The organism is Streptomyces sp. NPDC042336, from assembly GCF_055581985.1.
Genome location: NZ_JBVJEA010000001.1, coordinates 997,838 through 1,011,067, shown reverse-complemented (window position 1 = coordinate 1,011,067; position 13,230 = coordinate 997,838). Strand labels below are relative to the sequence as shown.

The 13,230-nt window shown below is 74.3% G+C and carries 10 protein-coding genes; 7 read left to right on the top strand and 3 right to left on the bottom strand.

The window, feature by feature from the left end; translation table 11 throughout:
• Positions 1–9: 9 nt before the first annotated feature.
• The 4 genes from ACZ6IM_RS04685 (at position 10) to ACZ6IM_RS04670 (ending at position 6,043) form a co-directional block, all read left to right on the top strand.
• Entirely contained in the window at positions 10–633 is a 624-nt protein-coding gene (locus ACZ6IM_RS04685) for a GntR family transcriptional regulator (RefSeq protein ID WP_052839895.1), read from the top strand.
• Between the two features lie 436 nt (positions 634–1,069).
• Positions 1,070–3,775: a pyruvate dehydrogenase (acetyl-transferring), homodimeric type gene (gene aceE / locus ACZ6IM_RS04680; protein ID WP_052839896.1), complete on the top strand. Its 2,706-nt coding sequence runs from the start codon at positions 1,070–1,072 to the stop codon at positions 3,773–3,775.
• 71 nt (positions 3,776–3,846) lie between these two features.
• Positions 3,847–4,827 (top strand): helix-turn-helix transcriptional regulator, encoded by a 981-nt coding sequence (locus ACZ6IM_RS04675; RefSeq protein ID WP_052839897.1) that lies wholly within the window; start codon positions 3,847–3,849, stop codon positions 4,825–4,827.
• A gap of 694 nt (positions 4,828–5,521) precedes the next feature.
• Positions 5,522–6,043, top strand: a complete 522-nt coding sequence (locus tag ACZ6IM_RS04670; RefSeq protein ID WP_469554262.1) for a DUF4240 domain-containing protein — start codon at positions 5,522–5,524, stop codon at positions 6,041–6,043.
• 24 nt (positions 6,044–6,067) lie between these two features.
• On the opposite strand, the gene ACZ6IM_RS04665 is transcribed toward ACZ6IM_RS04670, so the two are convergent.
• Positions 6,068–6,991 (bottom strand): peptidoglycan recognition protein family protein, encoded by a 924-nt coding sequence (locus ACZ6IM_RS04665; protein ID WP_052839899.1) that lies wholly within the window; start codon positions 6,989–6,991, stop codon positions 6,068–6,070.
• Positions 6,992–7,099: 108 nt separating this feature from the next.
• On the opposite strand from ACZ6IM_RS04665, the gene ACZ6IM_RS04660 reads away from it, so the two are divergent.
• Positions 7,100–8,284: a MarP family serine protease gene (locus ACZ6IM_RS04660; protein WP_052839900.1), complete on the top strand. Its 1,185-nt coding sequence runs from the start codon at positions 7,100–7,102 to the stop codon at positions 8,282–8,284.
• Here the strand turns inward: ACZ6IM_RS04660 and ACZ6IM_RS04655 are convergent.
• The gene (locus ACZ6IM_RS04655) at positions 8,274–8,798 is read right to left on the bottom strand and encodes a GNAT family N-acetyltransferase (RefSeq protein ID WP_052840235.1); all 525 of its coding nucleotides are present in this window, start codon (positions 8,796–8,798) and stop codon (positions 8,274–8,276) included. The genes ACZ6IM_RS04660 and ACZ6IM_RS04655 overlap by 11 nt on opposite strands.
• Before the next feature lie 161 nt (positions 8,799–8,959).
• Between ACZ6IM_RS04655 and ACZ6IM_RS04650 the strand changes: the two genes are divergently transcribed.
• Both ACZ6IM_RS04650 and ACZ6IM_RS04645 read left to right on the top strand, forming a co-directional pair.
• Entirely contained in the window at positions 8,960–9,892 is a 933-nt protein-coding gene (locus tag ACZ6IM_RS04650) for a TIGR01777 family oxidoreductase (protein ID WP_469554260.1), read from the top strand.
• 260 nt (positions 9,893–10,152) lie between these two features.
• Positions 10,153–11,556, top strand: coding sequence for an NAD(P)/FAD-dependent oxidoreductase (locus ACZ6IM_RS04645; protein ID WP_052839901.1), 1,404 nt, complete (start codon positions 10,153–10,155; stop codon positions 11,554–11,556).
• Positions 11,557–11,585: 29 nt separating this feature from the next.
• On the opposite strand, the gene ACZ6IM_RS04640 is transcribed toward ACZ6IM_RS04645, so the two are convergent.
• On the bottom strand, positions 11,586–13,049 hold the full coding sequence (locus ACZ6IM_RS04640) for a hypothetical protein (protein ID WP_052839902.1): 1,464 nt from the start codon (positions 13,047–13,049) through the stop codon (positions 11,586–11,588).
• Between the last annotated feature and the right edge of the window lie 181 nt (positions 13,050–13,230).

Below are 13,230 nucleotides of genomic sequence, written 5' to 3'. Positions count from 1 at the left end.
GGAGCTCTCATGACCGCGCCCGTCGTCCATTCGCTGCGCGAACAGATCCGCGAGCACATCCTGGAAGGGATCATCAGCGGACGCTGGCAGCCGGGCGAGCGGATCGTGGAGCGCCGGATCGCGACCGAGCTGGAGGTCAGCCAGACGCCGGTGCGGGAGGCGCTGCGGGAGCTGGAGTCGCTGCGGCTGATCGAGTCGGCGCCGAACAAGGGCGTGCGGGTGCGGAACCTGACCGCCGCCGACCTGGAGGAGAGCTACCCCGTCCGGGCCGGCCTGGAGGCGATCGCGGCCGAACTGGCGGCGGACCGGCTCGCCCTGGACTGCTCGGCCCTGGAGCCGCACGTCGCCGCGCTGTACGAGGCCGACCGGGTCTCCGACGGCACCGGCCAGGTGCGGCACACGGTGGGCTTCCACCGTGAGCTGGTGCGGGCGGCGGGCAACTCGGTGCTGCTGCACACCTGGGAGGGGCTGGGGATCGAGGTGTTCACGGCCCTGTCGATACGGTGGCTGGGGACGGTGCAGCAGTCGTACGCGGAGGAGCACGAGGAACTGGTCGCGGCCTTCCGCCGCCGCGACCCCCGCATCCCGGAGATCGTCAAGTCCCACGTCCTGGGCTGCGCGCCCCGCGCCTGACGGGTTTCCTCCGCCCCCGCCGCCCCTTCCCTTCCCGTCCCTGGGGGCTCCGGCCCCAGACCCCCTTTTGCGCAGTTCCCCGCGCCCCCGAGGAACGGCGCAGCCGTTCCAGGGGGCGCGGCAACTGCGCGATCAGCCACAAACCACCCGCGGACGCCACTCGACCGGGCCCCCCGAGCTCATCCGCGCCTGACCCCTCTCACCTGCACGTATCCCCGGCGGGACGGTCACCCCGTGCCACCGCCGAAGGCACCCCGTGCCGACTTTCTCGTGATCAAGAGTTTTTGCCTCTCAACCCTTTGATCGATCATCGATCAGGGAGTTACAGTCACAGACGGGCTTCCACCCAAGCCCCAGCCCTGTCCTGCCAAAGACCTAGGGCACCCCCGAACCCTTGCCGATGAGGGAACCCCCTTCGACTGAGGAAGGCGGCGACATGACGACCGACCCCAAAGCCATCCAGCCGAGCGAGCTCGACCAGCTCCCGGACCGCGACCCCGAGGAGACCGCCGAATGGCAGGCCTCCCTGGACGCCGTCACCAAGGCGGCCGGGCCGCACCGTGCCGCGTACCTGATGCGCCGCACGCTGGAGCGCGCCGAGGGCGCGGGCCTGGCGCTGCCGAAGCTGCTGGAGACCGACTACGTCAACTCCATCCCGACCGCCGACGAGCCCACCGTGGACGGCGACGAGGCGATGGAGCAGCGGATCACCGCCTGGAACCGCTGGAACGCGGCGGCGATGGTGACCCGCGGCAGCAAGTACGGCGTCGGCGGCCACATCGCCACCTTCGCCTCCGCGGCCTGGCTCTACGAGACCGGGTTCAACCACTTCTTCAAGGGCAAGGAGGGTGACGGCTCCGGCGACCAGCTCTACGTCCAGGGCCACGCCTCCCCCGGCATCTACGCCCGTGCCTTCCTCGACGGCCGCCTGTCCGAGGAGCAGCTGGACAACTTCCGCCGCGAGGCCGGCGGCAACGGCCTGCCGTCCTACCCGCACCCGCGCCGTCTGCCCTGGCTGTGGGAGTTCCCCACCGTCTCCATGGGTCTCGGCCCGATCTCCGCGATCTACCAGGCGCGGTTCAACCGCTACCTGACCAGCCGCGGCATCAAGGACCTCACCAACTCCCACGTGTGGGCGTTCCTCGGTGACGGCGAGATGGACGAGCCGGAGTCCACCACCGCGCTCACCCTCGCCTCCCGTGAGGGCCTGGACAACCTGACCTTCGTCATCAACTGCAACCTGCAGCGCCTCGACGGTCCGGTCCGCGCCAACTTCAAGATCGTGCAGGAGCTGGAGGCCCAGTTCCGCGGCGCCGGCTGGAACGTCGTCAAGTCGCTGTGGGGCACCGCCTGGGACGAGCTGTTCCAGCTCGACACCACCGGCGCCCTCGTACGCCGCCTGCGCGAGGTACCGGACGCGCAGGTGCAGACGTACCAGACGCGCGACGCCGCCTACATCCGCGAGGACTTCTTCGGCAAGGACCCGGCGCTCGTCGAGATGGCGAAGCTGCTGAGCGACGACAAGATCCTCGAGTGCTTCCACTACTCGCGCGGCGGCCACGAGTCCCGCAAGGTCTACGCCGCCTACCGCGCCGCGCTCGCCCACAAGGGCGCGCCGACCGTGATCCTGGCCCAGACGGTCAAGGGCCACACCCTTGGCACCGGCTTCGCGTCGAAGAACGCCAACCACCAGATGAAGAAGCTCTCGGTGGACGAGTTCAAGGACATGCGCGACCTGCTCGGCCTGCCGATCAAGGACAGCGACTTCGTCGACGGCGTGGTCCCCTACGGCCACCCGGGCGCCGACTCCCCGGAGGTGCGCTACCTCCAGGAGCGCCGCGCCGCCCTCGGCGGTCCGGCCCCGGCCCGCCGCGTGCACCCGATCGCGCCGCTGCCCGCGCCCGCCGACAAGGCGTTCGCGTCCTTCGACAAGGGCTCCGGCTCGCAGAACGTGGCCACCACCATGGCCTTCGTCCGCCTGGTCAAGGACCTGGTCAGGGACAAGGAGACCGGCAAGCGCTGGGTGCCGATCGTCCCCGACGAGGCGCGCACCTTCGGCATGGAGAGCCTCTTCCCGTCCCTGGGCATCTACTCGCCCAAGGGCCAGACGTACGAGCCGGTCGACCGCGACCAGCTGATGTACTACAAGGAAGCCAAGAACGGCCAGATCCTCAACGAGGGCATCACCGAGGCCGGCTCGATGGCCGACTTCATCGCCGCGTCCACCGCGTACGCGACGCACGGCGAGGCGATGATCCCGTTCTACATCTTCTACTCGATGTTCGGCTGGCAGCGCACGGCCGACCAGATGTGGCAGCTCGGCGACCAGCTCGGCCGCGGCTTCCTGGTCGGCGCGACGGCCGGCCGCACCACCCTGACCGGTGAGGGCCTGCAGCACGCGGACGGCCACTCCCCCGCCATCGCGGCGACCAACCCGGCCGCGCTGTCCTACGACCCGGCGTTCGCGTACGAGATCGCGACCATCGTCAAGGACGGTCTGCGCCGCATGTACGGCGAGACGGCCCCGGGCGAGGACCCGAACGTCTTCTACTACCTGACGGTCTACAACGAGCCGATGCCGCAGCCGGCCAAGCCGTCCGGCGCCGGCGTCGACGAGGGCATCGTCAAGGGCCTGTACCGCTTCAACACGGCGGAGACGGCGGGCCTGACCCCGGCCGCCAACGCCCCGCGCATCCAGCTGCTGGGCTCCGGCACCGCGATCCACTGGACGCTCAAGGCGCAGCGGCTGCTCGCCGAGGAGTGGGGCGTGGCCGCCGACGTGTGGTCCGCGACCTCGTGGACCGAGCTGCGCCGGGACGCCATGGACGCCGACGCGGCGCTGCTGCGCGGCGAGGACCGGGTGCCGTACGTCCGTCAGGCGCTCCAGGGCGCCGAGGGTCCGGTCCTCGCGGTCTCCGACTACATGCGCCAGGTCCCGGACCAGATCGCGCAGTGGGTCGAGCAGGACTGGTCCTCGCTGGGCGCCGACGGCTTCGGTCTGTCGGACACTCGCGACGCCGCCCGCCGCCACTTCGGCGTGGACGCCGAGTCCATCGTCGTCGCGGCCCTGGCCCAGCTCGCCAAGCGCGGCGAGGTCCAGGCGACGGCCGTGAAGGAGGCGCGCGAGCGCTACGGCCTGTAGAGGTCCCCAGCGACCACCGGAAGGCCCCCGCCGCGGCGGGGGCCTTCCGCGTCCTCCTGCATCATGTGGGGATGCGTGCTGCCCGCCTCATCAAGATGGTGCTGCTCCTCCAGTCCCGCCCGTCGATGACCGCCGCCGAGCTGGCCCGGGAGCTGGAGGTGTCGGAGCGGACCGTGACACGGGACGCGCAGGCGCTGTCGGAGGCGGGCGTGCCGGTGTACGCGGAGCGGGGGCGGGCCGGCGGCTACCGCCTGATCGGCGGCTACCGCACCCGGCTGACCGGGCTGGCCCGGGGCGAGGCGGAGGCGCTGTTCCTGTCCGGAGTCCCCGGGGCGCTGCGCGAGATGGGTCTGGAGGACGCGGCCTCGGCGGCCCGCCTGAAGGTGTCGGCGGCCCTGCTCCCCTCCCTGCGCGACGCCTCCCGTACGGCGGCCCAGCGCTTCCACCTGGACGCGCCGAACTGGTTCCACGAGCCGGAGACGCCCGAGCTGCTGCCAGAGGTGGCGGACGCGGTCTGGGACGACCGGCGCGTCGCCGCACGCTACCGGCGCGGGGCGGACGAGGTCGTCCGGGAGCTGGAGCCGTACGGGCTCGTGCTGAAGGCCGGGGTCTGGTACCTGTGCGCGCGGGTCTCGGGGGCGGGCGACGGGCCCTTCCGCGTGTACCGCATCGACCGGTTCACGGCGGTGGAGGCGGGCGAGGAGCGTTTCACCCGGGACGAGGGATTCGACCTGCCCGCGTTCTGGGCGGAGCGGGCCGAGCAGTTCGCGCGGTCGATCCTGCGGGCGGAGGTCGTGGTGCGGCTTTCGGAGCGGGGCGTGCGCGCGCTGCCGTACGCCGTCGACGCGCTGTCCGCCCGGGAGGCGCTGGAGGCCGCGGGGGCGCCGGACGCGGAGGGCTGGGTGAGGGTGACGCTGCCGGTGGAGTCGGAGGACGTCGCGCACACGCAGCTCAGGGGGCTGGGGCCGGAGGTGGAGGTACTGGCGCCGGCGACACTGCGGGAGCGCTTCGCGCGGGATGCGCGGCGGTTGGCGGGGTTGTACGGGGGCTGAGCACGGGTGCCTGCGGCGCCTGTGCGGGTTCGGTGGGGGTGCGGGGTGCCTGCGGCGCCTGTGCGGGTTGGTGGGGGTGCGGGGTGCCTGCGGCGCCTGTGCGGGTTCGGTGGGGGGTGCCTGCGGCGGCCGTGCGGTGCGGGTTCGGGTTGGGGGTGCCTGCGGCGCCGGTTCGGTGGGGGGGCCTGCGGCGCCTGTGCGGGTTCGGTGGGGGTGCGCGGTGCGCGGTGCGTTGTGGGTGGGTCGGGGCCGCGCCGGGGGGTGTCCGTCCTCGGAACGGCGCGGAATCGGTCGGCCACAGATCTCCCCCGGCGCGGACGCGCCAACCGCTGCGGGCGGACACCCCCCGACACGACCCCTTCTCGCCGTACGCGGCTGCGGCCCGCCGACGCCGCGCTGCCCCGGCCCGCCGTACGCGGCTCTCCCGCCGCGTCGCCACGCCGCCCCGGCTGCGGGCCGTCGTCCGTCGCCCTCGCTGCGGGCCGTGGTCCTCGCCCTCGCTGCGGGCCGTCGCCATGCCGCTTAGCTGCGGGCAGTCGTGCTGCTGGGGCGATGGGGAGAGTGGGCGCAGCGGCACCCCGTAAGCGCCGGGCCGCGCTCTCCACCCCGCACAGGCGCCGCAGGCACCCCGTAGATAACGATCCGCCGCACTCCGCGTGCGCGGCCCCCGCCCAGGGCCGATGCTGGACCCGTGATGGACGAGACGGAGTTCTGGGAGCTGATCGACGCCGCCCGGCAGGGCGCCGACGGCGATCCCGAGGACCAGGCCGACCTGCTGGTGGAGCGGCTCCTCGACATGGACCCGGACCTGGTGCTCGACTTCGCCCGCCACTTCGAGGCCCGTTACAACCGCGCCTGCACCTGGGACCTGTGGGGTGCCGCGTGGCTGCTGCTCGGCGGGGCCAGCGACGATGCCTTCGACTACTTCCGGTGCTGGCTGATCGGCCAGGGCCGCGAGGTGTACGAGGGCGCGGTGCACGAGCCCGACTCGCTCGCCGAGCTGCTGGACGACTTCGACGAGGAGCTGGACGGCGACGGCGAGGAGCTGGGTTACGCCGCCGACGAGGCCTACGAGCAGCTCACCGGCACCGTCGCCCCGGACCTGGGCATCGCGCCCGCGCCCGCCGAACCGCTGGGCACCCCGATCGACCTGGAGGACGACCGGGCCCTCGCCGAGCGCCTGCCCCGTCTGTGGGCGAGGTTCGGACCGGAGTGAGGCACCCCGCCCGCCCCGCCGGGGTCAGACCCGGCCCTGGAGGCGGGCCGCCGTGTCCCTGATGTCGCCGAGGCGGGCGCTGAGCGCGGCGCCCGGGCAGCTCGTGGCGTAGCCGTCGTCGTGGCCCGCCACGGCGGGCAGTGTGGCGGTGGCGCCCGCGGCGAACCGGCTGAGGCCGTTGCTGGAGACCAGGGCGACCTTCGCGCGCGGGTCGGTGCCGGTCTCGCCCAGTTTCCAGGCGGCCACGGCGGCGATCGCGTCGGTCAGCTCGCGGGGCACGGGCACCCCGGCGGTGTAGGTGCCGAGGGCGGCGATCCCGGTGGTGCGGTGGTTGAAGCCCTGGGTGTGGGCGCCGGTGACGGGGCGGTCGATGCCCCCGGCGCGGCCCTCGTAGACGGTGCCGCAGCGGTCGACGACGAAGTTGTAGCCGATGTCGTCCCAGTCCCGGGCGCCGGTCTGGCCCTGGTACACCCCGCGGAGTATGGCCGGCACGTCTGCGCAGTCGTAGCCGTTCGGCGTGTCCGTGTGGTGGACGAAGACGGCGATCACCTTGTCGTCGTAGCGGGGGGCGGGCTGGGCACGGGCTGCGTCGCCCAGCCAGACCGACCGGGGCACGATGTCGGGCCGGGGCGCGGCGTACCGGTCGGTGGCGGCGGCCGGGGCGGCGTCGGCGTCGGCGTCGGCCGCCCGTTCCACGCCGTTCGCGCACAGGAAGAGCGCGGCGACGGCGGCCAGCCCGGGCAGGGCGCCGAGCAGCGCCCGGGCCGCGGCCGGCATGCGGGCGGCGCCGGGTATGCGGGCGGGCCGTCGCTCCCGGGCCCGGCGCGGTCCTCGGAAGACTCGCATGGTCCTACTGTCCGGCCGATCCGCCCTGTCCGCGATGTGGGGTGTGCCACCCGGTGGAACCATCGTCCCGGTGCGCGGCGTTTCAGGGGTGACCGCACACATTCGCTCGCACGGGTGGCCGGTTTTCGGACCCCCGTGCGCCTCAGGCTGATCATCGGCCCGGTACGGCGCGTACTGAGGGTCCCGGGGTCCGGTAGAAAGGCGGTTCGCGTGGACCTGCTCGACATCGTGCTGGCACTGGTGGTGCTGGTCTACGCGGCCTCCGGCTACCGGCGCGGGCTGGTGGCCGGCTGTGTGTCGCTGGCCGGCTTCGTGGGCGGTGCGGTGCTCGGCGTGTGGGTCCTGCCGTGGGCGACGGACCTGGTGGCGCGGGGCTCGACCGAGGCGACGGTGGTCGCGGTGGTCACGGTGCTGCTCCCGGCGATGGTGGGTCACGAGCTGGCGGGGCGTCTCGCGCTGCGGCTGCGCCGGGAGCTGGACGCCGGTCCGCTCCGGGTGGCCGACGAGGTCGGCGGGGCGGTCGCGAACTCGGCGGCGGCGCTGATCGTGGCGTGGGTGGCGGCGAGCGTGCTCGCGGCCTCCTCGTCCTCGCTGCTCACCTCGGCGATCCGGGACTCGACGCTGCTGGGCGCGGTGCAGCGGGTGATGCCGGACACCACCCCGGCGTGGTTCTCGGGGGCGACGTCCGCGCTGGCCGAGGCCGGGTTCCCGCAGGTCTTCAACCCGTTCGAGAACGAGTCGGCCGCCGAGGTCGCCGAGCCGACCGGCGACAGCGTCACGCCGGCGGCCACCCGCGCGGCCAAGCTCAGCACGGTGAAGGTGGAGGGGGTGACCGGCACCCAGGGCCGGGAGGGCAGCGGCTTCGTGTACGCGCCGGAGCACGTGATGACCAACGCCCACGTGGTGGCCGGCATCGACGACCCCGGTGTGCGGGTCGGCGGGGTGGGCCCGGCGCACGAAGCGCGGGTGGTGCTGTTCGACCCGGACAAGGACGTGGCCGTGCTGTACGTGCCCGGCCTGAGGGCACCGGTGCTGCGGTTCGACGAGGACGCCTCGCGCGGCGACTCCGCGGTGGTGGCGGGCTACCCGCAGAACGGCGACCTGGACCTGCGGGCGGCGACGGTGGCCAACCGGGTCCGCGCCACCGGCCAGAACATCTACAACGACGAGAACGTGACCCGGGAGATCTACTCGATCCGTTCCACGGTCCGCCCCGGCAACTCGGGCGGACCGCTGCTGACCACCGACGGGCGGGTGTACGGCGTGGTGTTCGCCCGTTCCACCTCCGACGCCGAGACCGGCTACGTGCTGACGGCGGCCGAGGTGGCTCCCGACGCCCGCGCCGCGGCGGACGCCACGCGGGCGGTGGACACGGGCGAGCCGGTCACGTCGTGAGCGCGTCCCCGGCCGGGCGGTCCGGGCCGGTCAGCATCTGTCCCATCAGCACGTCGTCGACGTACCGGCCGTCGAGGTGGAACTCCTCGGGCTGCACGCCCTCGACGACGAAGCCCTCCGACTCGTAGAGCTTCCGCGCTGCCGTGTTGTGACCGAGGACCCGCAGGGTGATGCGGCGGAAGCCCTCCTGCCGGGCCTCCTCGACGGCGGCCCGGACCAGTGCCCGCCCCACGCCGTGGCCGCGGGCCGCGCCGGCGACGGCGAGGCCGCGGATCTGGCGGACGTGGGTGTTGGAGGCCAACGGGGTGGGGAAACCGAGGCGGACATAGCCGACGACGGCGCCGTCGAGTTCGGCGACCAGGTGGGCGTCGGGCCCGCAGGTGTCGCGGAAGAAGGGGTCGTCCGGTGCCGGCGGGGGCGAGACGGCGTGCAGGTAGGACCAGGTCTCGTGGTCGATCCGGCGCAGCGGGTGCTCGTCCTCGGGCCTGGCGCGGCGTATGTGCGGGGCTGGCATGACGATCACTGTACGACGCGGTGCCGGGGCCGTTCCGTCGATTTCTCCTGGCCACCCGGCAGGATGGGCCCATGGAGGACGGGCACGTGGGCGGTGGGCACATGGACGACGGGCACATGGCGGGCGGACACATGGACGACGGGCACATGGAGCGCGGACACATGGACGGCCGGCACATGGACGGCGGACACCCCGACAGGGGTCGTTCCCGCATCGCGGTGGCCGGTGCGTCCGGTCTGATCGGCGCCGCGCTGGCCCGGTCCCTGACGGCGGACGGGCACCGGGTGGTGCGTCTGGTGCGGCGCGCACCGCAGGGCGCGGACGAGGTCCGCTGGGACCCGGAGAACGGGCGGGTGGACGCGGCCGGGCTGGAGGGCTGCGACGCCGTGGTCAATCTGGCCGGGGCCGGGGTGGGCGACCGCCGCTGGACCGACGCGTACAAGACCCGCATCCGCAGCAGCCGGGTGCACGGCACGACGGCGCTGGCGGAGGCCGTCGCCGCGATGGAGCGGCCGCCGCGCGTCTTCGTGAACGGCAGTGCGATGGGCTACTACGGGGAGACCGGCGACCGGCCCGTGGACGAGAGCGCACCCGCCGGGGAGGGCTTCCTGCCGGGTCTGTGCGTGGAGTGGGAGGCCGCGGCGGCCCCCGCCCGGGAGGCGGGCGTGCGGACGGTGTTCACGCGCACCGGACTGGTCGTCGCGCGCGGGGGCGGCGCCTGGGGCCGGCTCTTCCCGCTCTTCCGGGCGGGGCTCGGCGGACGGCTGGGCGACGGCTCGCAGTACTGGTCGTTCATCGCGCTGCACGACGAGGTGGCGGCGATCCGGCACCTCATGGACCGGGACGACCTGTCCGGCCCCTTCAACCTGACCGCCCCGCGGCCGGTGACGAACCGTGAGGTGACGGTGGCCATGGGCCGGGTGCTGCACCGCCCGGCGCCGTTCGCGGTGCCCGCGCCGGTCCTGCGGGCGGCGCTCGGCGAGATGGCGGGCGACGTCCTCGGCAGCGCCCGGGTCCTGCCGGCCCGCCTCCTGGAGTCGGGCTTCCGCTTCGCGTTCCCGGAGATCGACGGGGCGATCCGGGCGGCCCTGTAGCCGCGCCCGGCGACGTGTACCGACCGCGTACCCACCGCGTGCCGGTCGCTTCACGACGACATCGCGACCACATGGCGCCCGCATCGCGACCTCCTGGCGACCGTGTCCCACCCGTATGCGACCACTGTGCGACCGTGTGCTGCCCCCGCACGATTCCCGTTGACCGGTCCGGGCCCTAACCTCGTCTCGAACTCGGGTATTCCTCAAGCCTGTTGGGGGCATCACGTCTCCAGCGGCCGCGCAACCTCGAGGAGGGGCACGTGCTTGAGCCCGCGTACCAGGCGGACGTCGTCGTCGTGGGGGCCGGGATCGCCGGACTCGCCGCGGCGCAACGGCTGACCAGCGCAGGAGTGACGACCACGGTCCTGGAGGCCGCCCACACGGTGGGCGGCCGGATGGCCACCGAGAAGGTCGACGGTTTCCGGCTCGACAGAATCGGACAGCTGCTGTCCACGGCCTATCCCGAACTGCGCAGCACCCCCGGGCTCGACGGTCTCGCGCTGCTGCCCTTCGCCCCCGGGGTCCTGCTGCACAGCGAGGGCCGTCACCATCGCGCGGGCGCCCCGGCGGGCGGACGAAGCGCACGGGGCGCACTCCATGCGGTGCGCGCCCTGGCGAGCGCCCCCCGCTCGATGCCCGCGCCCCGGCGCGCGATCAACCCGCCCAGCGCGTCCGGCGGGCCCGTCGCCGCGCCCCGCACCCGCGCCGGCGCCCCGCTCGGCACCGCCGTGGACCAGGCCCGGCTCGGCGCCGCGCTGGCCCGGCTCGCGCACACGCCGGCCGAACGTCTGCTGGCCCGGCCGGAGCTGCCCGCCGCCCGGGCGCTGGCGGCCCGGGGACTGCCGGCCCGCACGATCGACGGCTTCCTGCGCCCGCTGCTCGCCGCCCTGCTGTACGACCCGGACCTCACCACGTCCAGCCGGTGCGCGGACCTCGCGCTGCGCGCCTTCGCCGGTGGGCGGCTCGCGCTGCCGGAGGGCGGCGCCGAAGCCCTGCCGGAGCACATGGCGCGGCCGCTGCCGCCGGGCACCGTGCACACCGGGGTCCGCGTCACCTCGGTCGCGACCAACGCCGTGACCACCGCGGAGCACGGTGTCATCCGCTGCCGGGCCGTCCTGGTGGCGACCGACGCCCGCGCGGCGGCCGAACTGCTGCCGGGGCTGCGGGTGCCGGACTTCCACCCGGTGACGGTGGTCCACCACACGACCGACGAGCCGACGACCACCGGCGCGGCCCTGCTGCTTGACGCCGACCGGGGCGGCCCGGTCGCCCACACGGCGCAGGTCAGCCAGGTGGACCCGTCCCGCGCACCCGCCGGACGCACCCTCGTCTCGTCGACGGTCCTCGGCCCTCCCCGGGCCGGCCTCGACACCGCCGTACGCATCCACCTGTCCCGGCTCTACGGCACCTCGACCACCCGCTGGGAGACGCTCGCCGTGCACCACACCCCCGAGGCGGTGCCCGCGATGCGCCCGCCGCACGACCCGCGCAGGCCGGTACGGCTGCTGGCCGGGCTGTACGTGTGCGGCGACCACCGTGACACCAGCACCGCCCAGGGCGCCCTGCACTCGGGCCACCGGGCCTCGGCGGCGATCCTGGCCGACCTGGGCGCGAGCCGGCCGATGCACACGGCGGAGGCCCCGGCGTCGACCCGAGCGGCTTAGCACCGGGCCGCCCGGGCGGCCCGGGCAGCTCACCCCAGGGCGGCCACCTTGTCCCGGTACCCCCGCACCGGGGCGGCGTCCCGGTAGGGCTCCAGGCGGCGTTCGAAGTCGCGGACGTACTCCGCGGCCCGCACCGAGCGCATCTCGGCCGCCTGCCCCGCCGCCTCGGCGGCCAGCTGGCAGGCCTGGTCGAGCTCGCCGAGGCCGAGCCGGGCGGTGGCGAGCACGACCCGGCAGAACAGCCTGCTGCGGGCGTAGACGGGGGCGCGCAGTTGGAGTGAGCGTTCCGCGTGCTGGGCGGCGGCGCGGAACTGCTGGAGGTCGCGGTGGCAGTGCCCGAACTCGTCGGCGAGCTGCGCCTCGTCGAAGAAGCGCGCCCAGTGCGGCACCTCGTCGCCGGGCCGGGCGGCTTCCATCGCGCGCTCGGCCCGCACCAGCGCCGCCGTGCACGCCCGCACCTCCCCGAGGACGCCGTGCGCCCGCGCCTCGGCGGCGTGCAGCAGGGTCTGCACCACCGGCGGCGCGGAGGTCCCCACGCCCTGCTGCGCCACCCGCGCGAGCTGCACGGCCTCCCGCCCGTGGCCCAGGTAGACGGCCTGCCGGCTCATGGTGACCAGCACGTACGAGCCGTACGCCCGGTCCGCCGCGGCCTGCGACAGCCGCAGCGCCTGCACGAAGTACCGCTGGGCGAGGCCGTGCGCGGCGATGTCGTACGAGGTCCAGCCCGCGAGCCGGGTGAGGTCGGCGGCGGCCGCGAAGAGGCGCCGGCCGGTCTGCTCGCCGTAGGTGCCGCGGAGCATCGGCTCCACTTCGTGCTCCAGGTAGCGCACGAGGGCCTGGCGGGCGTGGCCCCCGCCGTACCGGTCGTCGAGGCTGCGGAACAGCTCGCCGACCGAGCGCAGCGCGGCGAGGTCGCCGCCGCTGACCTTCTGGCCGGGGCCGCGCTCGGCGGGGGCCCGGCGCCTGGACGGGTCGAGCGGAACGGCGAGCCGGGGGGCCGAGGGGCGGCCCTGCGCGGGGATGCGGACGGGCACCTCGGTGCGGGCCACCTTCTCGTCGGCGCGGCCGATCAGCCAGTCGCGGCTGGGCACGACGAGCCCGGCCGGGGTGAAGGCGATCTTCCGCAGCTCGGCGTGGCTGCCGGAGTCCTTGCGCCACAGCCCGGCGACGATGTCGACCGCCTCTTCCGGGCTCCCGGCGAACTCCAGGCCCGCGTAGACGGGCGCGCAGGCGTCCAGGCCCAGGTCCTGGGCGGTCAGGCGGCGGCCCAGGCGCCGGGTGAAGACCTCGGCGATCAGGGCCGGGGTGGTGCCGCGGGGCTGCTGGCCGCGCAGCCACCGGGTGACGGACGTCTTGTCGTATCTCAGGTCCAGGCCGTGTTCGAGTCCGAGCTGGTCGACGCGACGCGCGAGACCCGCGTTCGAGAACCCCGCTTCGGCGATGAGCGCGGCGAGCTGGCGGTTGGGGGTGCGCTGCGCGGGTCGTTCCGTCATGGTGCGGTGCGGTCTCCTGCCTTCCGGGCGTTCGAATGCCCGGAGCGCCTGTGAGCAGCCCTTATGGCCTCGTGAACGGCGTGAATGTAGCGGAGAGTAAGCACCCGATCGCACAATTCGCCCAGCATTCATCCGATCGTGTGAGGATTGCCCGCCCGGCTGACGACGAGCGGGCGGTCGT

Bases quoted from the DNA above. Each gene is read 5' to 3' on its own strand.
- ACZ6IM_RS04685 (WP_052839895.1), top strand. From the start codon at position 10: ATGACCGCGCCCGTCGTCCATTCGCTGCGCGAACAGATCCGCGAGCAC.
- aceE (WP_052839896.1), top strand. From the start codon at position 1,070: ATGACGACCGACCCCAAAGCCATCCAGCCGAGCGAGCTCGACCAGCTC.
- ACZ6IM_RS04675 (WP_052839897.1), top strand. From the start codon at position 3,847: ATGCGTGCTGCCCGCCTCATCAAGATGGTGCTGCTCCTCCAGTCCCGC.
- ACZ6IM_RS04670 (WP_469554262.1), top strand. From the start codon at position 5,522: ATGGACGAGACGGAGTTCTGGGAGCTGATCGACGCCGCCCGGCAGGGC.
- ACZ6IM_RS04665 (WP_052839899.1), bottom strand. From the start codon at position 6,991: ATGTGTGCGGTCACCCCTGAAACGCCGCGCACCGGGACGATGGTTCCA.
- ACZ6IM_RS04655 (WP_052840235.1), bottom strand. From the start codon at position 8,798: ATGCCAGCCCCGCACATACGCCGCGCCAGGCCCGAGGACGAGCACCCG.
- ACZ6IM_RS04650 (WP_469554260.1), top strand. From the start codon at position 8,960: ATGGACGGCCGGCACATGGACGGCGGACACCCCGACAGGGGTCGTTCC.
- ACZ6IM_RS04640 (WP_052839902.1), bottom strand. From the start codon at position 13,049: ATGACGGAACGACCCGCGCAGCGCACCCCCAACCGCCAGCTCGCCGCG.